The sequence below is a fragment of the Haloechinothrix sp. LS1_15 genome (genome assembly GCF_033042135.1).
Lineage (GTDB): Bacteria > Actinomycetota > Actinomycetes > Mycobacteriales > Pseudonocardiaceae > Haloechinothrix.
The window spans coordinates 1-22,186 of the sequence record NZ_WBXM01000003.1 but is presented as its reverse complement, the minus strand read 5'-3'; the positions used below and the strand labels follow the sequence as shown (position 1 = coordinate 22,186).

The 22,186-nt window shown below is 69.7% G+C and carries 23 protein-coding genes; 12 read left to right on the top strand and 11 right to left on the bottom strand.

Annotation, left to right across the window (positions count from 1 at the left end):
- Positions 1–59 precede the first annotated feature (59 nt).
- Together gabT and F8178_RS05300 are read left to right on the top strand one after the other, a co-directional pair.
- Positions 60–1,397 carry a 4-aminobutyrate--2-oxoglutarate transaminase gene (gabT, locus tag F8178_RS05305; protein WP_317493526.1) on the top strand — a complete coding sequence of 446 codons (1,338 nt, stop codon included), beginning with the start codon at positions 60–62 and terminating at the stop codon, positions 1,395–1,397.
- 48 nt (positions 1,398–1,445) lie between these two features.
- Positions 1,446–2,888, top strand: a complete 1,443-nt coding sequence (locus F8178_RS05300) for an aldehyde dehydrogenase family protein (protein ID WP_317493525.1) — start codon at positions 1,446–1,448, stop codon at positions 2,886–2,888.
- Between the two features lie 3 nt (positions 2,889–2,891).
- On the opposite strand, the gene F8178_RS05295 is transcribed toward F8178_RS05300, so the two are convergent.
- Positions 2,892–3,590 (bottom strand): acetoacetate decarboxylase family protein, encoded by a 699-nt coding sequence (locus F8178_RS05295; RefSeq protein WP_317493524.1) that lies wholly within the window; start codon positions 3,588–3,590, stop codon positions 2,892–2,894.
- A 116-nt stretch (positions 3,591–3,706) separates the two neighbouring features.
- Here F8178_RS05295 and F8178_RS05290 point away from each other — a divergent pair, with 116 nt between their 5' ends.
- Positions 3,707–4,543 (top strand): SDR family oxidoreductase, encoded by an 837-nt coding sequence (locus F8178_RS05290; RefSeq protein WP_317493523.1) that lies wholly within the window; start codon positions 3,707–3,709, stop codon positions 4,541–4,543.
- A gap of 61 nt (positions 4,544–4,604) precedes the next feature.
- Here F8178_RS05290 and F8178_RS05285 read toward each other — a convergent pair whose 3' ends face one another.
- A complete protein-coding gene (locus F8178_RS05285; protein WP_317493522.1) occupies positions 4,605–5,690 on the bottom strand; it encodes a hypothetical protein in 1,086 nt (361 codons plus the stop codon).
- Between the two features lie 204 nt (positions 5,691–5,894).
- Positions 5,895–6,659: an IclR family transcriptional regulator gene (locus F8178_RS05280; protein ID WP_317493521.1), complete on the bottom strand. Its 765-nt coding sequence runs from the start codon at positions 6,657–6,659 to the stop codon at positions 5,895–5,897.
- A 94-nt stretch (positions 6,660–6,753) separates the two neighbouring features.
- Here F8178_RS05280 and F8178_RS05275 point away from each other — a divergent pair, with 94 nt between their 5' ends.
- Complete coding sequence (locus F8178_RS05275) at positions 6,754–8,409, top strand: amidohydrolase (RefSeq protein ID WP_317493520.1); 1,656 nt, start codon at positions 6,754–6,756, stop codon at positions 8,407–8,409.
- 7 nt (positions 8,410–8,416) lie between these two features.
- Here the strand turns inward: F8178_RS05275 and F8178_RS05270 are convergent, their stop codons facing one another.
- From F8178_RS05270 to F8178_RS05245, 6 genes are all read right to left on the bottom strand, one after another.
- Complete coding sequence (locus F8178_RS05270) at positions 8,417–8,812, bottom strand: type II toxin-antitoxin system VapC family toxin (protein WP_317493519.1); 396 nt, start codon at positions 8,810–8,812, stop codon at positions 8,417–8,419.
- Positions 8,809–9,042, bottom strand: a complete 234-nt coding sequence (locus F8178_RS05265) for a FitA-like ribbon-helix-helix domain-containing protein (protein ID WP_317493518.1) — start codon at positions 9,040–9,042, stop codon at positions 8,809–8,811. The genes F8178_RS05270 and F8178_RS05265 overlap by 4 nt, the downstream gene beginning before the upstream one ends.
- 102 nt (positions 9,043–9,144) lie before the next feature.
- Entirely contained in the window at positions 9,145–9,939 is a 795-nt protein-coding gene (locus tag F8178_RS05260) for an ABC transporter ATP-binding protein (protein ID WP_396344975.1), read from the bottom strand.
- A 23-nt stretch (positions 9,940–9,962) separates the two neighbouring features.
- Positions 9,963–10,739, bottom strand: coding sequence for an ABC transporter permease (locus F8178_RS05255; RefSeq protein WP_317493517.1), 777 nt, complete (start codon positions 10,737–10,739; stop codon positions 9,963–9,965).
- Positions 10,736–11,542 (bottom strand): ABC transporter permease, encoded by an 807-nt coding sequence (locus tag F8178_RS05250; RefSeq protein WP_317493516.1) that lies wholly within the window; start codon positions 11,540–11,542, stop codon positions 10,736–10,738. The genes F8178_RS05255 and F8178_RS05250 overlap by 4 nt, the downstream gene beginning before the upstream one ends.
- A 7-nt stretch (positions 11,543–11,549) precedes the next feature.
- Entirely contained in the window at positions 11,550–12,566 is a 1,017-nt protein-coding gene (locus F8178_RS05245) for an ABC transporter substrate-binding protein (protein ID WP_317493515.1), read from the bottom strand.
- A 184-nt stretch (positions 12,567–12,750) separates the two neighbouring features.
- Between F8178_RS05245 and F8178_RS05240 the strand changes: the two genes are divergently transcribed.
- The 8 genes from F8178_RS05240 to F8178_RS05205 all read left to right on the top strand — a co-directional run bounded on the left by F8178_RS05240 (position 12,751) and on the right by F8178_RS05205 (position 20,284).
- Positions 12,751–13,647: a LysR family transcriptional regulator gene (locus F8178_RS05240; RefSeq protein ID WP_317493514.1), complete on the top strand. Its 897-nt coding sequence runs from the start codon at positions 12,751–12,753 to the stop codon at positions 13,645–13,647.
- Positions 13,648–13,771: 124 nt separating this feature from the next.
- A complete protein-coding gene (locus tag F8178_RS05235) occupies positions 13,772–14,608 on the top strand; it encodes an MBL fold metallo-hydrolase (RefSeq protein ID WP_317493513.1) in 837 nt (278 codons plus the stop codon).
- Positions 14,608–16,062: a fumarylacetoacetate hydrolase family protein gene (locus tag F8178_RS05230; RefSeq protein ID WP_317493512.1), complete on the top strand. Its 1,455-nt coding sequence runs from the start codon at positions 14,608–14,610 to the stop codon at positions 16,060–16,062. Before F8178_RS05235 ends, F8178_RS05230 begins: the two co-directional genes overlap by 1 nt.
- Positions 16,059–17,003, top strand: a complete 945-nt coding sequence (gene dapA / locus F8178_RS05225; protein ID WP_317493511.1) for a 4-hydroxy-tetrahydrodipicolinate synthase — start codon at positions 16,059–16,061, stop codon at positions 17,001–17,003. Before F8178_RS05230 ends, dapA begins: the two co-directional genes overlap by 4 nt.
- Positions 16,990–18,504, top strand: coding sequence for a 5-carboxymethyl-2-hydroxymuconate semialdehyde dehydrogenase (gene hpaE, locus F8178_RS05220; RefSeq protein ID WP_317493892.1), 1,515 nt, complete (start codon positions 16,990–16,992; stop codon positions 18,502–18,504). Before dapA ends, hpaE begins: the two co-directional genes overlap by 14 nt.
- Positions 18,505–18,514: 10 nt before the next feature.
- Positions 18,515–19,564, top strand: coding sequence for a 3,4-dihydroxyphenylacetate 2,3-dioxygenase (hpaD, locus tag F8178_RS05215; protein WP_317493510.1), 1,050 nt, complete (start codon positions 18,515–18,517; stop codon positions 19,562–19,564).
- Between the two features lie 43 nt (positions 19,565–19,607).
- The gene (locus F8178_RS05210) at positions 19,608–19,865 is read left to right on the top strand and encodes a hypothetical protein (protein WP_317493509.1); all 258 of its coding nucleotides are present in this window, start codon (positions 19,608–19,610) and stop codon (positions 19,863–19,865) included.
- Positions 19,865–20,284, top strand: coding sequence for a TA system VapC family ribonuclease toxin (locus tag F8178_RS05205; RefSeq protein ID WP_317493508.1), 420 nt, complete (start codon positions 19,865–19,867; stop codon positions 20,282–20,284). The genes F8178_RS05210 and F8178_RS05205 overlap by 1 nt, the downstream gene beginning before the upstream one ends.
- Here the strand turns inward: F8178_RS05205 and F8178_RS05200 are convergent.
- Together F8178_RS05200 and F8178_RS05195 are read right to left on the bottom strand one after the other, a co-directional pair.
- Positions 20,262–21,581: a lactate 2-monooxygenase gene (locus F8178_RS05200; RefSeq protein WP_317493507.1), complete on the bottom strand. Its 1,320-nt coding sequence runs from the start codon at positions 21,579–21,581 to the stop codon at positions 20,262–20,264. The genes F8178_RS05205 and F8178_RS05200 overlap by 23 nt on opposite strands.
- Positions 21,582–21,603: 22 nt before the next feature.
- On the bottom strand, positions 21,604–22,186 hold a 583-nt coding region (locus F8178_RS05195), incomplete at its 5' end, for a DUF222 domain-containing protein (protein WP_317493506.1).

Below are 22,186 nucleotides of genomic sequence, written 5' to 3'. Positions count from 1 at the left end.
CGGATCGCGTTGAGGCTCAGGGTTCGGCGCAGGCCGCACCCACCACGAGAGAGGGCAGCATGACGACCGCACACGGTGGCAAGCAGACCGGCAACCGGCTGGTGACCGGCATCCCGGGACCGCAGTCGGCGGCGCTGCAGCAGCGCCGCGACCGGGCCGTGGCCGCAGGCGTGCCCTCGGTGTTGCCGGTGGCCACCGAACGCGGCGGGGACGGGCTGCTCGTCGACGCGGACGGCAACGAGCTGATCGACCTGGCCTCCGGCATCGCCGTCACCGGCGCGGGCAACCCCGCGCCCGCGGTGGCCGACGCGGTGGCCGAGCAGGTCTCGCGATTCACTCACAGCTGCTTCATGGTCACCCCGTACGAGAGCTACGTGCGGGTGTGCGAGGAGCTGGGCGAACTCACCCCCGGGGATCACGAGAAACGGTCGGCGCTGTTCAACTCGGGCGCCGAGGCGGTGGAGAACGCCGTGAAGATCGCCAGGCACGCCACCGGCAGGCAGGCCGTGGTGGTGTTCGACCACGCCTACCACGGCCGCACCAACCTGACGATGGCGCTGACCGCGAAGAACATGCCGTACAAGCACCGGTTCGGCCCGTTCGCGCCCGAGGTCCACCGGGTGCCGATGTCGTACCCGTTCCGCGATCCGGAGGGCATGACCGGCCAGCAGGCCGCGGCGCGGGCCACCACCCAGATGGCCAAGCACGTCGGCGCCGAGAACATCGCCGCGGTGCTCATCGAACCCATCCAGGGCGAGGGTGGGTTCGTGGTACCCGCCCCTGGTTTCCTGCGCGCCGTGGCCGACTGGTGCGCCGAACACGGCGTGCTGCTGATCGCCGACGAGATCCAGACCGGTTTCTGCCGTACCGGCGCGTGGTTCGCCTGCGAGCACGAGGACGTGGTGCCGGACCTGATCACCACCGCGAAGGGCATCGCGGGTGGGCTGCCGCTGGCGGCGGTCACCGGGCGCGCCGAGGTGATGAACGCGGTGCACGCGGGCGGGCTCGGCGGTACCTACGGCGGCAACCCGGTGGCCTGCGCCGCGGCGCTGGCCACCATCGAGACCATGCGCACCCGCGAGCTGGCCGCCGCGGCGCAGCGGATCGAGCGGGAGGCGCTGCGCAGGCTGGACGCGCTGGCCGAGCGCACCCCCGCGATCGGGGAGGTACGCGGCAGGGGCGCCATGCTCGCCATGGAGTTCGTCCGCCCCGGCACGACCGAACCCGATACCGAGTTCACCGCCCGGGTCGCCACGGCCTGCCACGAAGCAGGCGTGCTGGTGCTGACCTGCGGCACCTACGGCAACGTGCTGCGGCTGCTGCCACCGCTGGTGATTCCCGACGCGCTGCTCGACGAGGCGCTGTCGGTCATCGAGCACGCCGTGGCCGCAGGCTGATCCCACGTTTCCCCGTCCCCGAAACAAGCACAGGAAGCATCAGGAAGCATGGTGAACACCGTGACCATCATCCCGTTCTGGATCGACGGCAAGGCGTGCACCAGCGCCGAGCACCTCGAGGTGCGCAGCCCGCACGACGGGGCGCCCGCGGGCACCACCTGCCACGCCACTCCAGCCGACATCGAGCGCGCGGTCGCCTCCGCGCACGCCGCGCGGCACGAGACGGCACGGCTACCCGCCCACGTGCGGGCGGGCGCGCTCGACCACGTCTCGCACCGGCTGGCCGAGCGGTCCGACGAGGTCGCTGCCCTGATCACCGCCGAGTCCGGCAAGCCGCTGATGTGGTCACGCGCCGAGGTTTCCCGCGCGGTGTCGACCTTCCGGTGGGCCGCCGGGGAGGCCCGCAGGCACTCCGGCGAGCTGCAACGGCTGGACACCGACGCGGGCGGCACCGGCCGGATCGCGTTGGTGCGGCGGGTCTCGCGCGGGCCCGTACTGGGCATCACCCCGTTCAACTTCCCGCTGAACCTGGTGGCGCACAAGGTGGCTCCCGCGATCGCGGCGGGCTCGCCGATCGTGGTCAAGCCCGCGCCCGCGACGCCACTGACCGCGCTGCTGCTGGGTGAGCTGCTGGCCGAGACGGATCTGCCCGCCGGGGCGTGGTCGGTGCTGCCGGTGCCGAACGAGGCCGCGGGGATGCTGGTGGACGATCCGCGGCTGCCGGTGGTGTCGTTCACCGGCTCCGGCCCGGTCGGCTGGTCCATCCGCGACCGCGTGCCGCGCAAGCACGTCACGCTGGAGCTGGGCGGCAACGCCGCCGCCATCATCTGCCCGGATTGGACCGACCTGGACTTCGCTGCCCGGCGCATCGCCACGTTCGCCACCTACCAGGGCGGGCAGTCGTGCATCGCGGTGCAGCGAGTGTACGCGCACCGCGAGGTCTACCAGGAGCTGGCCGAGCGCGTGGTCGCCCGCGTGACCGAGCTCGGCACCGGTGACCCGACCGACCCGGCCACCGCGGTGGGGCCGCTCATCAGCGAGGATGCCGCCCGCCGGGTACAGGGCTGGGTGGACGAGGCGGTCGCGGCCGGGGCACGGGTGCTGACCGGCGGCACCCGTGACGGTGCCACCGTCGCCCCCACGGTACTGGCCGATGCCGGGGAGCACTGTGCGGTCAACGCCGAGGAGGTGTTCGCGCCGGTGCTGACGATCGCCCCTGTCGACTCGGTCGACGAGGCCTTCGCCCGCGTCAACGACTCCCGGTTCGGGCTGCAGACCGGGGTGTTCACCACCGACGTGCAGCTGGCCTTCCGGGCCGCCACGGAACTCGACGTCGGCGGCGTCATCGTCGGCGACGTGCCCAGCTACCGGGCCGACCAGATGCCCTACGGCGGGGTGAAGGACTCCGGCATCGGACGCGAGGGCCTCGCCTCGGCGATCGCGGATTTCACCGAGGAGCGTGTGCTGGTGCTGACCGGGGTGGAGCTGTAGCGATCACGAAGCGACCTCCTCGGCGTCGCCGAAGGTCATGGCGAGCTGGCCGATGCTGCTGCTGAACACCGCAGCCTTCGGCAGGCCGAGGCGCGCGAGCTCCTCGGCGATGGGATGCTCACCGAGCCGCACCCGCACCCCACCGGGGCGGGAACGCACCCAGCTCGGACGCATGTTCCACGGCGTGCGGCGCAGCACACCGTCGATGCAGGTGTAGGCGTCGACGGAGCTGCCGGGCATGCCGCCCGGCACCCGGATCCCCTGAGCGACACCCAGCTCCACGACCAGCTGCCCACCGATGCTGACCGCGCATCGCTTCTCCGGACCGTCCAGGTCGAGCTCGAACTCCGCCATCTCCTTCGGGAAGCCCCAGATCCGTCGGCCCGCTTCCAGCGTGAACGACCGGTCGACGGGTAGCCAGTGGATGAACACGCCGATCTCCCGCATACTCGATCCACGCCGCCGCGCCAGGAAGGCCACCGCGAACTCGTAGTACGGGCCGAGATCGTTGTCGATGTAGCTCACGAACGCCAGCGAGCAGAGCGCCTTGCCGGGCACCGGCTCGACCGGCACCATCCCCGAGTAGTCGATGATCGCGCGCGCCTCGCCTGCCGGGACGGTGAACATCGCCGAGCAGGCACCTGCCCTGCGAACTTGCACCGGCATCGCCACGCGCTGTCCCTGGATGAGATGACTCGCCATTCCACTAGTAGAACATGTTATTGATTATTCGTCACTACTGGCACACAATACGGGGTCATACCATATTTCATCCTGATGCATATACCAAGAACAGGTTCCGAATTTCGGAGGTGGTCATGAGCGTCGCCGGCATGGGAGTACTCGTCACCGGAGGCGGCAGCGGGATCGGTCTCGGGGTGGCGCGGCGGCTGGTCGGCGAGGGTGCGCACGTCACCGTGTGCGGCCGCACCGAGACCACGCTGTCCGCAGCGGCGGGCGAGCTCGCCGAGATCGCCACGGCGGGCGGCACCGCGACCTACGCGGTGGCCGATGTGGCCGACGAGGACGCCGTCGCCGCGGCCGTGACGCGGGCCGCCGAGCACGCGGGCGGCCGGTTGGACGGCGTGGTGACCTGCGCGGGCGGCAGCGGCTGGGTCGGGCCGATCACCCAGCTCCCGCTGGAGGAGTGGCACAACGCGGTGGCGACCAACCTGACAGGGACCATGCTGGCGCTCAAGCACGCCGGTGCCCTCATGGCCCGTGCCGGTGGCGGCTCGTTCGTCGGCATCTCCTCGATCGCCAGCTCCAACACCCACCGCTGGTTCGGCCCGTACGGGGTGACCAAGGCCGGGGTGGACCACCTGTGCCAGCTGGCCGCTGACGAGCTCGGACCGAGCAACGTGCGGGTCAACTGCATCCGACCAGGGCTGATCCGTACGGCCATGGTCGAGGCCATCACCGGATCCGACAACCCCGTCCGCGACGACTACGAATCCTGCATCCCGCTGCCCCGGATCGGTGAGGTGGACGATGTCGCCGAGCTGGCCCGGTTCCTCATCGGACCGGAGTCGAGCTGGGTCACAGGGCAGGTCATCAACGTCGACGGCGGGCATTCGCTGCGCAGGGGCCCCGACCTCTCGCCGTGGCTGGAACCCGCCTACGGCGCCGACGGCCTGCGCGGCATCGTCGACTAACGTCGACTGACGGTCGCCCCGCAGGCGCGTGATGCAATCCCGTGAGCAGTCCCGCGATGGCTCACCCATCCGCGGCAAGGGGCGGGGAGACCGGCATCCGGTTGAGGTCCGGGAACCGTCCCTCGCTGATGGTGACGTAAGCGTCTCCGCCCACGGTGAAGCCGACCGCCTCACCCTGGCGCTCGGGCACCTGCGGCGCATAGCACGGTTCGCCCCGGAACGCCTCGGCCACCGAACCCGACCGCTCGAACGCCAGGATCTCCTGGTAGGTCCGTACCAGGATCGTGCTGCCGTCCGGCGAGATGTCGGCTCCGGTGACCATGCCGCCCGGCAGCGGGCTGGGCGGCGGGAAGTGCCGGTCGAAATCGTAGGCCGGACCCGCGTCGAACTCGGCGACCTCGGTCATCATGATGGCCTCGCCCGGCCTCAGGTCCGCCGCGGCGGCGCGCATCACCTGGGAAACCCCGTTCTCGTCCAGCGAATCGAGGTAGGGCTTGGTAAGGATGTACAGGTCACCGGTGTGCGGGTCGACGAACATCGCCTCCGCGTCGATGATCCCGTCCGGGTAGGTGAACCGGAGCTCGTCGACGACGTCCAGCTCCCCTCCCGTGCCGTCGGGTCGTGTTTCCGGTTCCGCTACCCGGTAGACGACCACCTCATCGCGGCGCAGCTCCGCACCGGGGAAGTCGATGTCGAAGTTGTTGAAGTTCGCCCCGATGTCGCCGACATAAAGGTACTCGATTCCGGGTTCCGGGCCTGGCCCGGTCGCGATGTCCTCCCAGTCGATATTCTCCGCGCCAGCGACCGGATAGGCGCCGAGCATCTCGGCCGATGTAGACAGCGCGTACAGTTCCGGCTCATGGCCCGAGTCGTTGTGGGTCCAGAACACACCGTCGTGTGCCCTGCTGGCCACGATTCCGGAGGCCTCCTCCACGACCGGATCAGTGACCGTTCCGGCGGCCTCACCTTCACCGAACCGGTCGCACACCGACCCTCCCGTGTCACTGCCTACGTCCTTGCCAGTGTCCTCGCCTGCGGCGACCGCCTGCGGGGCCGCGGCAAGGGTGGACGCGGTGAGCGCGAGTGCCGCTGCCACCGCCAGGAGCGGGGAACGGGGGATCGTCGCGAACCGATGCCCTGAAGTCATCGCTGGATCCTTTCCGCGTGCCAGCCAGGACGGAGACGTTGATCAACCGGTCACGCGCGTCCCCTGCCCTGCTCCCACGGTGCCGTCACCAGCTGGGCATGCTACTAATTCTTTTTATTAAATGATGTAGAATAAAGAAGCGACGCCGAGCTGTCAAGCGAACAGCCGGGCCGCTCCGGGTAATCACGGCATCGACGGCGGCACTCAGCTCACGCGCTGCCCTTCCGCCTCGCTGTCGTCGAGCAGGTTCTCGAGGGCGCGCGCGGCGGTGGCCGCGGCGTGGCGCGCTCTGGACACGGCCTCGTCGTCGAAGTCGTGCACGAAGCCGGTGACCGACACGGCCGCGCGGCAGTATCCTCCCGCGCCGCGCACCGGCACCGCCACATCCGCGATCAGCGGATCGAGACCGCCCGAGCTGAACGCATAGCCCTCCCGACATACCGCCCGCAACTGGGCGCGCAACTGGGCGCCGCCCTCCCCGGCTTCTACCGCGGAGTCCAGAAACGACTCCTGCCTTCCGGTGTCACTGAAGGCCAGCAGCACCAGCCCGCTCGCCGAGCGCCACGGGTCGAACACCTCGCCACCGAACCCGAGGAACCGCTGGTATCGCTCAGGGCGCACCGTCTCGATCACCCGGCAGCCACCCTCCTCGAGCACCTCGACGCCCGCGATGCGCTCCGTCTCGGCGGCCAACCTGCTGAGCATCGGTCGGGCCGTGTCCGCGAGGGCATGGCGCGCCGCAGGCCCCTGGGTCATGCGCAGCAGCGCCCACCCCAGCATGTACCGGTCGTTCTCGTCACGCACCACGAAGTTGCGCGCGATCAACTCCGCGAGCGAGCGGTAGGCGGTAGCGCGGTGCAGCCCCACTCGCTCGGCCAGTTCGGACAGCCGCAACGGCCCTTCCGCGTCGGCCAGCGCGCTCAACAGGTCCAGTGCCTTGGCCACCGCGCTGCGATCGCTCCGCGCCATATTCGACCTCCTCTTGCCGCCGCACCCGCGCCCCGGGTAACGTTACACGAAACGCATGTTTCCGTCTACGCAACCGACTACGCAACCGAATGCCATGTCTGACATCGATCTGCTCTTCCATTCGGGGTATATCACCACGCTCGACCGTGCCGGGACCGTCACCGAGGCCGTCGCCGTATCGGGCAACCGCATCCACGCGCTCGGAACGAACGAGGAGATCCTGCCACTCGCCGGTGGCGGCACGCGCACGGTGGACCTCGCGGGTGGCACGGTGCTGCCCGGCATCAACGACTCCCACCTGCACTTGCAATTCTTCGGGCTGTCCCGCCCGCCGTTCAGCCTTGACCTCAGCGACCGGGCCGTGTCCAGTCTCGCCGAGATCCGCGACCAGGTCGCGGCCACCGCCGGGGCCACCAGCGGCTGGATCCGCGGCTGGGGCTGGACCGAGTCACACCTGGCCGAGCTGGCCGCGCGTGGCAGCGGCCCCACCCGCGCGGACCTGGACCCGGCCAGCCCGGACCACCCGGTGCTGCTGACCCACTTCTCCGGGCACGCCGCCTGGGCCAACTCCCGCGCTCTCGAACACGCAGGCATCACCGCATCCACTCCCGACCCGGGCGGCGGCCGCATCGTGCGCGACGCCGAGGGCGAGCCGACGGGTGAGCTCCACGAAGCCGCGGTGGCGCTGGTCGCCGACCGGATGCCCGAACCGGCCGCGGCCGAGCGGCGGGAGGCGACGGTGGCCGCCATGCGGGACCTGCTCCCGCTCGGCGTCACCAGCGTCACCGACCCGATCGTCACCCCACCGATGCTGCGCGATTACCTGGCGCTGCACCGGGCAGGCGAGCTACGCACCCGGGTGACCACGCTGCTGAACTGGACCTGGCCCTCGGTGACCACCCCGGTGGAGGTGGCCACCGAGGCGATGCGCTACACCGGCGCAAGCAGCGGGCTCGGCGACGACTGGCTGCGCATCGGGGGCTGCAAGCTGTTCGCCGACGGCATCCCGGCGCTGCGCTCGGCATGGATGTCGCAGCCGTACGACGACGGCTGTTGCGGCTCGCTGGTCACCGAGGGCGGCGACGACACCGAGCGCCAGGCCGCACTCGCCACGCTGATCGAGACGCTGCACCGGCACCGCTTCCAGGTGCAGGTGCATACCACAGGGGATCGCGCCTGCGAGGCCGTGGTGGACGCCTTCGCTGCCGCGGCCGAGGCCGACCCGTGGCCAGAAGCCAGGCACGTGCTCATCCACGCGAACCTGCCCAGCGAACGCGCCATCAAACTCATGGCGGCGCACGGTTTCGTGGCCAACACCCAGGCGCTGATCAAATGGCAGGTCTCGGACGCGCTGCGCGGCATCGTGGACGAGACAACCTGGCACCGCAACATGCCGGTGCGGTCCTTACTGGACGCCGGGGTCGTGGTGGCCGACAGCTCCGACGCCCCGATCACCTATCCCGACTGGCGCCAGGGGGTGGAGACGCTGGTGCTGCGCCGCACCCGCCACGCGGGCGAGGTCAGCGGAGCCGACCAGCGCATCAGCCGCGAGCAGGCACTGCGCGCCTGGACCAACGCCCCCGCCTACCAAGAGGGTCGCGAGCGCGCCAAGGGGCACCTCGCCCCCGGCGCGCTCGCCGATCTCACCGTACTCGCCGAGAACATCCACGCCGTGCCCGACGAGGAGCTGCACGCGGTCACGCCGGTGATGACGGTGGTGGACGGGCAGGTAGCGTGGGAGGGGTGGTGATCCGTTGTCACGACCCGGCGGGGAAAACGCGCACATCGATGCCGAGTCGGCTGGCTTCGGCGTGCTTGTCGTCCGAGGTCACCAACGGGACTCTCAAAGCGATCGCTAGAGCGATGTACGCAGCGTCATAGCATGTGAAATTCTCCAGGTGCCAGATCTCGGGCAGCAATCCGGCACCTTCATAGCGAAGAATCTTCAGATTGACGTAATCGTCGAGTGCTTGCCTGCCACGATCCGAGCGGAGCTTCTGGCCGCGCACATGCCCGCGGATCGCACTGGCGACCTCGAAATCAAGCAGGTGCGGAGCGCACAGCTCGTGCTCACCAAGCGTGACGAGGAGATCCGGGTTGACTGGGTGATCAATGAGCGCGTGCACGATCGCCGAGGAATCGACGACGATCACGACGCGTTGCGCAGCTTACGGATCTCGGACACGGTCTCGGCGACGGAGGGATTACCCACTCGGTCACGCTGTGCCAACCTGTCCATCACTTCGGCGTTCGTCGGCCGCGCCGCCAGCCGGTCGAGTTCGGCTCGCAAGTAGGCACTCAACGTGAGGCCCTGCTCGGCCGCCTGCGCCCGAATTGCGTTGACGGTCTCGGTCGGTACATCTCTGATCTGCACTAGTGGCATGAGACCATGGCATGCGAAAGTATGCAAAGCATCAAGTTCGCATGAATCTCGAGGCTGCGGCGTTGCCCGTACGCGCCGACCGGATACTCGAAGCGGTGACCGTCACCCCTTGCGGATCAGCTCGAAGACCCGGCTGCGCAGCTCGGTGAAGGCCGGGTCCGCCTTGGTCTGCACCTGGTCGCGGGGTTGCTCCAGCTCGACCGGGATGATCTCGCGGACCCGGCAGGGAGAGCCGCCCAGCACCACCACACGGTCGGCGAGGTAGACCGCCTCGTCGATGTCGTGGGTGACGAACACGACCGTGACCCCGAACTGCTCGCGCACCCGCTGCGCCAGATCTTCGAGCTCGAAGCGGGTCTGGGCGTCGACCGAGGCGAACGGCTCGTCCATCACCAGCACCTCAGGCTGGTAGGCCAGCGCGCGGGCGATCGCCACGCGCTGCTGCATCCCGCCGGAAAGCTGCCACGGGTAGTACCGCGGCACGTCGGCGAGACCGACAGCCTCCAGCGCTTCCCGCGCGCGCTCGCGTCGCTCGCGTTTGGACACTCCTTTGTTCACCAGCGGCAGGGTGACGTTCTTCTCCACTGTCAGCCACGGCATCAGCGAGCGGGTGTACTCCTGGAACACCAGAGCCAGCTTCTCCGGCGGTCCGGTGATCACCTCACCGTCCAGGTAGGCCCGTCCCGAGGTAGGGGGCAGCAGCCCGGCCAGGCACTTGAGCAGCGTCGTCTTTCCAGCGCCCGAGGGACCCACGATGCACACGAACTCGCCGATGTCCACGTCGAAGGTCAGCCCGTCGAGCACCGTCTTGGCGTTCGGCCCGCTACCATAGATCTTGCGCAGGCCTTCGATGACCAGGCGACGCTGAGCCTGCTGGGGGAGGTTCTGTTCCGTCACGACTTCCGTCATCATACGTGTCCCTATGCGGTCTTCGCCTGCTCACGCATGCCGACGTGCCAGTGCAGGATCCGGCGTTCGGCCAGCGTGAACAGTCGGTTGAACAGGTATCCGAGCAGCCCGAGCAGCAGCATCCCCGACCACATATCGGTGATCGCGAAGGTCTGCTGCGCCAGGATCGTCAGGTACCCGATGCCTTCCGTGGAGGCGAGCATCTCGCTGGTGATCATCACGACGAACGCCACGACCAGGCTCACCTGCAGACCACCCAGGATCTGTGGCGCGGCGGCCGGCAGCGTCACCCGGAAGAGACGGTCCCGCCCTGAGATCCGGTACACCCTGGTGACCTCGTCCAGCACCGGGTCGGCGGCCCGCACCCCGTCGAGGGTGGCGATCAGCGTGGCGAACAGCGCGGAGAAAGCGATGATCGCGATCTTCATCTCCGGGCCGAAACCCAGCAACAGGATCGCCACCGGCACGAGCGCGACCGGTGGGATGGAGCGCAGGAAGTGCACGATCGGTTCGATCGCGCGGCGCGCGACGGGCGACTGTGCCATCATCACACCGAGCGCGATGCCGGCCACGGCCGCCAGCACGTAGCCGATGAGCAGGTTGCGCAGGCTCGGCAGGACATCGCTGGCGAACAGGTCGAACAGCCACATCTCGTGGAACCGTTGCAGGATCTCCGACAGCGGCGGGTAGAACACCTGGCCCGCGCGCGCCGACCAGACCCACCACCCCACCACGAGCAGCACCGGTAGCCACAGCTCCACCGCGAGCGAGCGGATGCGAGATCTCACGGCGCCACCTCCCCCCGCACCGACGGGTGCCAGTGCAGCGCTCGCCGCTCCAGCGCACGGAGCCCGTTGTGGAAGAACAGCCCGACGGTACCCATCACGACCACTAGCGCGTACATATCGGCATACAGCCCGGCACCCTGCGCGACGAACAGGGCGCGGCCGATGCCGGGAGCGCCTCCGACGAGCTCGGAGACCACCGCGATCACGAACGCCGCCGAGCCCGCGATGCGCACGCCGGTCACGATGAAGGCCGCCGCGCCGGGCAGCACGATCCGCACTGCCCGCTGCACGGTCCCGAACCCGAAGGAGCGCGCGGTGTCGACCAGCACCGGGTCGGCATCGCGCACCCCGGCGATCGTCTGGATCAGGATCGGCCACAGGCACCCGTAGAAGACCAGCACCACGCCCATCTCGGTGCTGGGTCCCAGCAGCAGCAGTACCAGCGGCATGATCACGATGGGCGGGATCGGCTTGAGGATCTCGATGATCAGCCGGGTGCTGCGGTAGGCGAACTCCACCGACCCCAGCAGCATGCCGAGCAGGATGCCGCCACCGGTGGCCAGGGCGAGCCCCACCAGCGCGGTGGTCAGCGTCTGTCCCAGCGAGCTCCAGAACGACGTGCTGGCCAATAGCCCGAGCAGGCTGGTCACCAGCGCGCCGACCGTCGGGAACGGCGCGGTCTCCAGCGGTCCGCGCGCCGCCAGTTCCCAGAGCACCAGGCACGCCAGGACGGCTGCCGTCCCGACCGCGGGACCACTCGACCCGGCGCGGCGCAGCCGCGTCGCGGTGTGCGTGACCGTCATGGCGCTCCTACCGGATGATCAGCTCGTCGAGGTCGGGCAGCTCGTCCAGGTAACCGAGATCGACCATGACGTCGGCGGCCCGCTCGATCTCGACCTCGGTCACCTCAGTCGGCCAGTGCGGAGGCTTGCCCTCGGCCAGCACCTCCACGGGGATCTGCGAGACCTCGGAGGCGTGCTCGAGCGCGGCGTCCAGGTTCTCGTTGGCGAAGCCGTTGGCCCGGTGGATCGCTCGCTCGAAGCGCTCCACCGCTTCCGGGTCCTGCTCGGCGAAGGTTCCCGAGGTCACCCACAGCCCCACCGCGCCCTCGAGGAAGAGCCCGATGGCGGGAAAGTCGATGATCTCGGCGCCCTCGGCCACCGCTTGATCGATGAACGGCGTGACGTTTCCGGCCGCGTCGACGCGACCCTCGGCCAGCGCGGCGTTCATGTCCTGGAAGCTCAGCGCGATCCACTCAACCTGCTCCGGATCGCCGCCGTCCTGCTCGATGGACGAGGCGATCGTGATCTCCATCTGGGCCTTGCGAGCCGGCACGGCAACCACCTTGCCCTCCAGGTCGGCGGGCGAGGAGATGTCGCTGCCCTCGGCGACCAGCACCGCGGTGTCATCCGGGCTGAGCTCGGGTGGTTTCCCGGCCTCGGCCCATTCCTCGTAGGCGTTCGCCGCGTAGCCATCGGCGGCGGCCACGACCTTCAGGTCGATACCCTCCGACAATGCCATCAACATCGGCATGGCGGGGGTGTAGGCGAACTGCACCTCACCACCCTGCATCGCGGCCATCGCCCCGGCCGGGTTGGGAACCGACTCCACCTCGATCTCGAGGTCCTCTTCGGCGAAAATGCCCTGTTCCAACCCCAGATGGAGAGCGCCGGTCGAATAGATCGGCAGCGCCCCGACGGTGACCTGCTGGGTACCGTCCTCGGTCTCGTCGACAGCAGCGCCGTCCTCCTCGGCCGGGCCGCACGCGGCCAGCGTCCCGAGGGCACCGGCGAAGACGAGTGCCATGAGCTGCGTGTGCGATCGCATGGTTCTCCTCAGGGGTGCTTCGCATTCCGCATTGCGTTACCTACAACGCAATCTTTGTTACCTGATACGGGCAGTAAAGCATGTGCCTGAGCTCACGGAAAGGCATTCGCTGTCTCAATTGCGACTCAGCTCAGACGAGTTTTCAACGGTTCCGGTAGACATCGTCTATGGCTAGGCTGGCAACGTGGAACGCCGCCAGATCGAGTACTTCCTTGCCGTGGTCGACCACGGTGGATTCACCGCTGCGGCCAATGCGCTGCACGTGGCGCAGCCCTCGCTGTCGCACGCGATCAAGGTCCTGGAGCGTGACCTGGGAGCCGAACTGTTCCACCGGCTACCGCGCGGGGTTCGCCTCACCGCCGCGGGCGAAGCGCTGATCGATTCGGCGCGCCGCACGCTGCGCGACATGGAAACCGCACGGGCCACCGTCCGCGAAGTGACCGGCCTGATGGCAGGCAGGCTGGACCTGGTGAGCTTGCCGACGCTGGCGCTCGACCCGCTGGCCCGTGTGATCGGGCGATTCCGCAACCACTATCCCCAGGTACGGATCCGGCTCGCCCAGTCCGAACTCGGCGACGACGTCCGCGAGGCGGTCCGCACCGGAGCCGCCGAGCTCGGGCTGGCCGACACCACCACCCGCAGTTTCGAGGAACTGGAGTCGGTCCGCATCAGCGACCAGGAACTGATCGTCACCCTCCCGCCGGGCACCCCACCGCCGCCGGGCGGGAGGGTCACGGTGGATGAGCTGCTCGCCATGGAGCTGGTCACCGGCTTCGAAGGGACCCTGGTGCGCGACCTGCTCACCCGCGAGGCACGCGAACGCGGCACCGAGCCGACCGTGGTCGTCGAGGTCGGCCACCGGGAATCCGCGCTGCACCTGGTGGCGGCCGGCGCCGGCTCGGCCGTACTACCGCGCCCGCTGGCCAAGCTCGCCGAGTTCGAAGGCGCGGTGCTCGCCTCGGTCGATCCCCCGCTGGAACGCGAGATCCACCTGGTCCGGCGACCCGGCTCGCTCTCCCCCGCGGCACGAGCGTTCCAGCAGGTGCTGCTCGACGGCGAGGAGCGCCAGGGGAAGACATAGATCAATTCTATCGGTAGAGCCGAAAACTGATCTTTGTGCTTATCCATCCGCCGGGGTGCAATCGATGGAGACACAGTGCCGCGGCTGCGACCGCGGCCGCTCCCTTGCGGATGAGGAGGTTCCGGTGACGACCACGCTCGTGCTGCTCGGTACAGCTGGCGGGCCCACCCCGCACGGTCACCGGTTCTCCCCCGCGCAAGCCGTGGTGGTCGACGGCGTGGCCTACGTGTTCGACTGCGGCAACGGGGTGGCACACCAGCTGGCCCGCGCCGGCATCCCGTTCTCGGCCATCCGGTCGGTGTTCGTCACGCACAACCACTCCGACCACAACGCCGACCTCGGCACCCTGTTGATGCTCGGCTGGTCGGGGCTGCGGCCACCGGTGCGGGTGTACGGCCCGCCGCCGGTCGAGAACATGGTCAAGCACCTGTGGGAAGGGCATCGCTACGACCTCGACCTCCGGGTCACCGATGAGGGCCGCCGGCCGCTGCACGAGATGGTCGAGGTCACCGAGGCCTCCCGTGGCGGCGTGGTCTACGCCGACGACCTGGTCACGGTGACCGCCACGCTCGTCGAGCACCCGCCGGTGCACCCCGCCTTCGGGTTCCGCATCGACACAGCCGACCGCTCGATCATCCTCTCCGGCGACACCGTGCCCTGCGACAACCTCGTCCAGCTCGCCACCGGCGCCGACGTGCTGGTGCACGAGACCATGCACGTGCCAGCCCTGGAGGGGCTGCTCTCCCGGCACAACGGCACCCGCCTCCGCGAGCACCTGCTCGCCAGCCACACCCGCTCCGACGAGGTCGGCATCGTGGCCGAGCGGGCCGGCGTGCCGCTGCTGGTGCTGTCGCACCTCACCCCCGCCGACGGCAGCGTCGACGACGAGACCTGGCGGCGCGAGGGACAGAAGGGCTACAGCGGCACCGTCATCGTCGGTCAGGACCTGCAGGAGATCTGATGAACCCCGTCGTGTCCGCGCTCGGACTCACCCCGGGCAAGGTCATCGCGGTCCACCTGAACTACCGCAGCCGGGCCACGCAGCGGGGGCGCACGCCCGCGCACCCCTCGTACTTCCTCAAAGCCCCGTCCTCGTTGAGCGGCAGCGGCGAGCTGGGCAGGCCCGATGGCACCGAGCTGCTGAGCTTCGAGGGCGAGATCGCGCTGGTCATCGGCACCACGGCACATCGGGTGGCGCCGACCGATGGCTGGTGTCATGTCGGCTGGGTCACCGCCGCGAACGACCTGGGACTGTACGACTTCCGGTACGCCGACCGCGGATCCAACCTGCGCGCCAAGAGCGGCGACGGCTTCACCCCGATCGGGCCGGGCTTCCTCCCAGCTGATGAGATCGCCCCCGCGCGGCTGCGGGTGCGGACCTGGGTGGACGGTCAGCCTGCGCAGTCGGCGGATGCCGGGGAGCTGCTGTTCGGCTTCGGTGAGCTGGTGGCCGACCTGTCCCGGTTGTCCACACTGCACCCCGGCGACGTGATCCTCACCGGCACCCCGGCCGGTGCCTCGATCGTCAAACCGGGGCAGCGGGTCGAGGTCGAGGTCGACCAGCCGGGGCAGGCCAGCACCGGGCGGCTGGCCACCACGATCACCACCGGCCCGGCGGTACCGCCGCACGGCGCGCCACCCCGCGTGGACGAGACCACCCGCTCCGAGGCCCGTGGCGAGACGGCCACCGAGCCGGTCGGCCAGGACGTGCTGGCACGGCTCCGCCACCTCGGGGTCGCCACTCTGTCCGCCCAGCTGCGCGCCCAGGGAATGCAGCAGGTCCACATCGACGGCGTGCGGCCCGCCAGGGCGGGCCGGGGATTCGCCGGGCGCGCGCGGACGCTGCGGTACGTCCCGCTGCGCGAGGATCTGTTCGCCGAGCACGGCGACGGGTTCAACGCGCAGAAGCGCGCGGTGGAGTCCCTCGGCCCCGGCGAGGTTCTGGTGATGGACGCTCGCGGCGATACAGCGGCAGGCACCATCGGCGACATCCTGGCGCTGCGCGCGCAGCAACGCGGCGCGGCAGCCATCGTCACCGACGGCTGCGCGCGGGACGCGGCCGCGATCGCCGGGCTGGACCTGCCGGTCTATCACGCCGGTGCCCACCCGGCCGTGCTCGGCCGCAGGCACGTCCCGTGGGAGGTCGACACCGCGATCGGCTGCGGCGGCGCCACCGTCGCCCCTGGCGATGTCGTCGTCGGCGACGACAACGGCGTGCTGGTGATCCCGCCCGCGCTGGCGGCGGAGGTGGCCGGTGATGCCGAGGAGCAGGAGCGCCGGGAGCGTTTCATCGCCGAGCAGGTCCGCGCCGGTCACGGCATCGCGGGCCTGTATCCGCTGACCGGGGAGTGGCTCGCCGCCTACCAGCGGTGGCAGCAGCGACACGCCGACGGTTCCGAAGGAGGCAGCCGGTGAAGTTCCGTGCCGATCCGCAGCAGATCCGGGGCTCGATCGCCCCGGTGGTCACGCCGTTCACCGAGACCGGCGAGCTCGACACCGGCAGCCTGCGCACCCTGGTGCGCCTCCAGCTCGAAGCCGGTTCCCACGGCATCTCGCTGGGTGGGTCCACCGGCGAACCGGGCGCGCAGACGGTGGCCGAGCGGTCCGAGGCCATCCGCGCCGCCGCGGCCGTCATCGACGACCAGGTGCCGTTCGTGCCAGGCACCGGCTCGGCGAAGCTGGACGAGACGCTGGAGCTGACCGGCATCGCCGCAGAGGCGGGCGCGGATGCGGCGCTGATCATCACCCCGTACTACGCCCGCCCCACCCAGGAGGGGCTGTATACCTGGTACGCCACCGTGGCGCGGGAGTTCCCGGACCTGCCGCTGGTGATCTACAACGTGCCGTCGCGCACCGCGGTGGACATCGCGCCGGAGACGGTGGCGCGGCTGTTCACCGATTGCGACACCATCGTCGGGCTCAAGGAGACCACCAAGGACTTCGAGCACTTCTCCCGGGTGCTGCACGCCTGCGGGCCGGAGCTGCTGGTGTGGTCCGGTATCGAGCTGCTGTGCCTGCCGCTGCTGGCGCTGGGCGGGGTCGGGTTCGTCAGCGCGGTGGCCAATATCGCGCCGGCGGCGGTGGCCCGGATGTACGAGGTGTGGATCGCCGGGGATCACGGCACCGCCCGCGAGCTGCATTACCGGCTACACCCGCTGGTGGATGTGGTGTTCACCGAGACCAACCCGGCGGCGGCGAAGTGGGTGCTGGCGCAGCGCGGGCTGATCGGCACGGATCACGTGCGGCCGCCACTGATCCCGCTGACCAGCGCCGGCCAGGTCAGGGTCCGCGAGCTGCTGTCCGGCGCCGAGGACCTGCTCGTCACGACGGAGGGCACCCATGATGGAAAGCGCTGACGCACCGCGACGCCCGGCCGACCTGCCGGAGCGTTTCGACCACGTCATCGGCGGCGAGACCGTTCCCAGCGTCTCCGGCGAAACCGTCGAGGTGCTGGAGCCGGTGGCCAACAAGCCCTACGCGGTCGCCGCTGCCGGGCAGGCCGCCGACATCGACCGCGCGGTCGCCGCCGCCAGGGCCGCGTTCACCGAGGGCCCGTGGCCGGAGATGACCGCGCGTGGCCGCGCGAGCGTGCTGTACCGGATCGCCGAGGGCATCGAGGCGCGCGAGCAGCGACTGGCCGAGCTGGAGAGCTTCGATACCGGCCTGCCCATCACGCAGGCCCGTGGCCAGGCGCGCCGCGCCGCCGAGAACTTCCGGTTCTTCGCCGACGTGATCGTGGCGCTGCACGAGGACGCCTACCGGGTTCCCGGCTCGCAGATCAACTACGTGGTGCGGCGGCCGGTGGGGGTAGCGGGGCTGATCACGCCGTGGAACACGCCGTTCATGCTGGAGAGCTGGAAGCTCGCCCCGGCGCTGGCTGCCGGTTGCCCGGTGGTGCTCAAACCCGCCGAGTACACCCCGGCCTCGGCGAGCCTGTGGGCGGGCATCATGGCGGAGGCAGGCCTGCCGGAGGGGGTGTTCAACCTGGTCAACGGCTTCGGCAAGCAGGCGGGCCAGGCGCTGGTCGACCACCCGGACGTGCCGCTGATCTCGTTCACCGGCGAGAGCGCGACCGGCAAGGAGATCATGCGCCGTGCCGCGTCCCACCTCAAGGGACTGTCCATGGAGCTGGGTGGCAAGTCGCCCGCGATCGTGTTCGCCGATGCCGACCTGCCGTCGGCGCTGGATTCCACGCTGTTCGGCGTGTTCTCGCTCAACGGCGAGCGCTGCACCGCCGGTTCGCGGATCCTGGTGGAGCGCCCCGTCTACGAGGAGTTCTGCTCCCGGTATGCCGAGCGCGCCCGCGCGATCGTGGTCGGCCCGCCGCACGAGGCGGCCACCGAGGTGGGCGCGCTGGTGCATCCCGAGCACTACGAGCGGGTGCTCGGCTACGTCGAGACCGGCAAGGCCGAAGCCACGCTGCTGGCCGGGGGCGGGCGGCCCGAGCACCTGCCGGAAGGCAACTACCTCGCCCCGACGGTGTTCGCCGACGTGCCACCGCAGGCGCGGATCTTCCGGGAGGAGATCTTCGGGCCGGTCGTGGCGATCACCCCGTTCGACACCGAGGCCGAGGCCATCGAGCTGGCCAACGCGGTGGACTACGGCCTGGCCGCCTACGTGTGGACCACCGATCTGCAACGGGGCCACCGGGTGGGTGCGTCGATCGACGCCGGGATGGTCTGGCTGAACTCGCACAACATCCGGGACCTGCGCACCCCCTTCGGTGGGGTGAAAGCCAGCGGGCTGGGTAAGGAAGGCGGCGAGCGCAGCATCGACTTCTACACCAACGAGCACATCATCCACGTCGCCCTGGGCCAGGTGCACACCCCGCGCTTCGGCACCGGGCAGTCGAGCTGAGGGAACGGCGATGAACGCGACGACACCCCCCGACATCCTCCGAGCCGCCTACGCCGAGCTGATCGTCACCGACCTGGCGGCCGCGCGCTGGTTCTATGTGGATGTGCTCGGCCTGGTGATCACCGCCGAGGAGCCGGGCGCGCTGTACCTGCGGGCGTTCGAGGAGTACCTGCACCACAGCCTCGTGCTGCGGCAGGGGGAACGGCCCGCGTTGGCGCGGCTGGGCTACCGGGTACGCGGGCAGGACCAGGTCGACGCCGCCGAGCGCTACTTCACCGCGCGCGGGCTGGACACCCGCCGCGTGCCCGAGGGAACCACCCGAGGTATTGGCGAGGCGGTGCGGGTGCGGGACCCGCTGGGTCTGCCGGTGGAGTTCTTTTACGACGCGACCCATACCGAGCGGTTCACCCAGCACTACCACCGGCAACCCGCCAACGCCATCAGCATGCTGGACCACTTCAACGTGATGGTGCCGGACGTGCGGGCCGGTTACGACTACTACACCAGCCTGGGGTTCGGAGTATCGGAGACCATTGAGGACAGCGAATCACTGTACGCGACCTGGCTGTTCCGCAAGCCGACGGTGCACGACATCGCGATCACCGGTGGCGACGGCCCCCGGCTGCACCACATCGCGTTCTCCGCCCACGAGCGGCACCAAATCCTGCACACCTGCGACGTGCTCGGCTCGCTCCGGGCCGAGCACCACATCGAACGCGGACCCGGCAGGCACGGCGTGTCCAACGCCTTCTACCTGTACCTGCGCGACCCGGACGGGCACCGCATCGAGATCTACACCAGTGACTACTACACCGGCGATCCCGACAACCCCACGATCCGCTGGGACGTCACCGACAACCGCAGGCGCTCCTTCTGGGGCCACGAGGTCGTACCCTCCTGGTACAACGAGGCCTCCGAGGTGCTGGACCTGGACGGCGCACCGGTACCGATCAGCTCCCCATCGAGGCGGGAAGCCGCAGCAGCGATCGGTGCCGACGGCTTCGGCGTGACCGGCACCGGCGAGTCACAGCGGGGCTTCAAGCTCGGACACCAGGTATAGCGCGGACATGCTGTTCGGCCAGCGGCGATGCTAATATGCTTTTATGCGCACCACGGTCGAGCTACCACCCGAGCTGCTACGTGCCGCCAAAGCCGAGGCTGCCGCTCGCGGTGAAACCCTTAAGGAGTTCCTCACCCGCGCGGTGACGCATGAACTCGGAAGCGTCGCGACCGCCACGCGACGTGGACGGGTGACGCTTCCCCTGGTTCCCAGTTCACGCCCAGGGTCTGTCGACCTGACCAACGAGGCTATCGAGGCGATCCTCGCCGCTGAAGACGCAGAGAAGTACGGCAGCCACTGATGCTCCTCGACGTCGGCGTGTGGCTTGCTGCCCTATGGCAAGGGCACGTCCATCATCAACGGGTTGCTCCGTGGTTCGATGACCATGATGGCGAGCTCGTCCTGTGCCGCGTCAGCCAGATGGGTGTGTTGCGCCTGCTGTGCAATAGCGCAGTGATGGGCGATGACGTGCTCACGCGTGCCACGAGCTGGACGGTCATCGATCGCCTTCGTTCCGATGAACGCGTCCGGTTCGCACCGGAACCACCTCAGCTCGAGCAGGTCTGGCGTGCGCTATCCGCGCGCGAGGACAACAGCCATAAGCTGTGGACGGACGATTACCTGGCGGCGTTCGCCCAAGCGGCCGATCGTCCCTTGGTAACGCTGGACACCGCCTTCGTGCACCGCTACCGCTCTATCAGCGTGCACTCGCTGCTGTAGGCGGCGCCGACGGTTTCGGCGTGGCCTCCACCCGCTCCCGCGTGATGTCGTCGATGGTGCGGCAGCCGGTCAGGCCCATGGTGATGTCGAGTTCGGCGAGCAGGTGCTCCAGCACCGCGCGCACCCCGTCCTCACCGTCGATGGCGAGCCCGTAGGCGTACGGCCTGCCGACGAGGACCGCGCTGGCACCGAGGGCGAGCGCGGTGAACACGTCGGCGCCGCTGCGGATACCGCTGTCGAACAGCACGGGCACCCGCCCGTCCACGGCCGACACGATGCCGGGCAGCGCATCCAGTGCGCCGATGGCGCCGTCGACCTGACGTCCGCCGTGGTTGGAGACGATGACGCCGTCCACCCCGGCGTCGAGCGCGCGGGCCGCGTCGTCCGGGTGCTGTAGCCCCTTGACGAGGATCGGCAGCGAGGTGTGCTGCCGGAGCCACGGCAGGTCGCCCCAGGTCAGCGCCGAGTTGGAGAAGACGTCGAGGAAGGTTTCCACCGCGGCGCGCGGCAGCCGGGACCGCAGGTTGTCCCAGAAGCTGCCCGGGTAGTGGCTGATGATCGAGGCGAGGGTGCGTAGCGCGGTCGGCGTCGGGGTGGGCGTGTCGCCCTGCCGCGGCTGCTTGGCCCGCTGCCGCACCAGCTCGGTGAAGGCTGGATCGCTGGTGTACTGGGCGATGCCCTGCCCGCGGGCGAACGGCAGGAACGCCCGGTCGAGGTCGCGGGTGCGCCAGCCGACGATGTGGGTGTCGAGCGTGACCACGATGGCCGAGCAGCCGGAGCGCTCGGCGCGGGTGACCATGCTGGCGACCACATCGGGCTCGGAGCCCCAGTAGAGCTGGTACCAGCGGTCGGCTTCGCCGAGCGCTGCGCCGATGTCCTCCATCGGGTGCGAAGCCTGGGTGGAGATGGTCATCGGGACGGACAGCTCGCGCGCCGCGCGCGCCACGGCGAGGTCGGCCTGCCGGTGCATCAGCTCCAGCACCCCGATCGGCGCGAGCAGCAGCGGGCTGGGGTACCGCCTGCCGAGCAGCTCGATCGACAGGTCGCGCTCGGCGACGTCGGTGAGCATGCGGGGCACGATGCGCCACCGGTCGAACGCCTCCCGGTTGGCCGCGGCGGTGGTTTCCAGGCCTGCCGAACCCGCGGTGTAGCCCCAGGCGTTACGGCTCATGGCACGGCGCGCGGCCTGCTCCAGCCGGTCGGGGTTGACGGGCACGCCGGGACGCTTCCCGGAGATGCCGTCGCGGTAGATGCGTGCCTGGATCGCGCGGCCAAAGGTTTCGATCGGGCTGCTCATCCGGCCAGCATAACCCCAAGATCTACACAGGCGTAAGATCACGCGTGGCATTGCGCGGTGTTCGTTGTTTGGGTATGTGGGATGCGAGCCACGGTGGTGGGATGCAGGTTGGATGACCGTCGGCTCCCATGTGGATATCCCATTCCGAATGATGGATCAGCCTGTGGTGATGTCCACAGAGGAGGGCGGGGTTGTCGAGGTTGGTGGGTCCGCCGTCGGCCCGGTGGTGAATGTGATGCGCCTGGCACCGGCGTTCGGGCCGGGTGCAGCCGGGGAAGACACAGCCGCCGTCGCGCAGCGCCAGGGCGCGGCGTTGGGTGGTGGAGACGGTGCGTTGGCCGCGGCCGCCGAGTACGGCGGGGATCACTCCGGCGTCGCAGGCATAGCGGCGGGCCTGCTCGGCACTCAGCGGCAGCTCCCGGTTGAGCAGCGCAGTCGAGGCTGGTAGCCCGTCGGCACACAGCTCGCGCAGCGGGAAGGTGATCACTAGGCGGGGTTTCTCCCCACCTTCGGCGGGAAGTTTGCCCTCGTCGAGTACGAGCCCGACCATGGCCGCGAACGCGTCACCCTGGCGCTGCTCCGGAGGCCGGGTATCGGGGGTGCCG

Coding starts and splice junctions, on each gene's coding strand:
- gabT (WP_317493526.1), top strand. CDS start 60: ATGACGACCGCACACGGTGGCAAGCAGACCGGCAACCGGCTGGTGACC.
- F8178_RS05300 (WP_317493525.1), top strand. CDS start 1,446: ATGGTGAACACCGTGACCATCATCCCGTTCTGGATCGACGGCAAGGCG.
- F8178_RS05295 (WP_317493524.1), bottom strand. CDS start 3,590: ATGGCGAGTCATCTCATCCAGGGACAGCGCGTGGCGATGCCGGTGCAA.
- F8178_RS05290 (WP_317493523.1), top strand. CDS start 3,707: ATGAGCGTCGCCGGCATGGGAGTACTCGTCACCGGAGGCGGCAGCGGG.
- F8178_RS05285 (WP_317493522.1), bottom strand. CDS start 5,690: ATGACTTCAGGGCATCGGTTCGCGACGATCCCCCGTTCCCCGCTCCTG.
- F8178_RS05280 (WP_317493521.1), bottom strand. CDS start 6,659: ATGGCGCGGAGCGATCGCAGCGCGGTGGCCAAGGCACTGGACCTGTTG.
- F8178_RS05275 (WP_317493520.1), top strand. CDS start 6,754: ATGTCTGACATCGATCTGCTCTTCCATTCGGGGTATATCACCACGCTC.
- F8178_RS05265 (WP_317493518.1), bottom strand. CDS start 9,042: ATGCCACTAGTGCAGATCAGAGATGTACCGACCGAGACCGTCAACGCA.
- F8178_RS05250 (WP_317493516.1), bottom strand. CDS start 11,542: ATGACGGTCACGCACACCGCGACGCGGCTGCGCCGCGCCGGGTCGAGT.
- F8178_RS05245 (WP_317493515.1), bottom strand. CDS start 12,566: ATGCGATCGCACACGCAGCTCATGGCACTCGTCTTCGCCGGTGCCCTC.
- F8178_RS05230 (WP_317493512.1), top strand. CDS start 14,608: ATGAACCCCGTCGTGTCCGCGCTCGGACTCACCCCGGGCAAGGTCATC.
- hpaE (WP_317493892.1), top strand. CDS start 16,990: ATGGAAAGCGCTGACGCACCGCGACGCCCGGCCGACCTGCCGGAGCGT.
- hpaD (WP_317493510.1), top strand. CDS start 18,515: ATGAACGCGACGACACCCCCCGACATCCTCCGAGCCGCCTACGCCGAG.
- F8178_RS05210 (WP_317493509.1), top strand. CDS start 19,608: ATGCGCACCACGGTCGAGCTACCACCCGAGCTGCTACGTGCCGCCAAA.
- F8178_RS05205 (WP_317493508.1), top strand. CDS start 19,865: ATGCTCCTCGACGTCGGCGTGTGGCTTGCTGCCCTATGGCAAGGGCAC.
- F8178_RS05200 (WP_317493507.1), bottom strand. CDS start 21,581: ATGAGCAGCCCGATCGAAACCTTTGGCCGCGCGATCCAGGCACGCATC.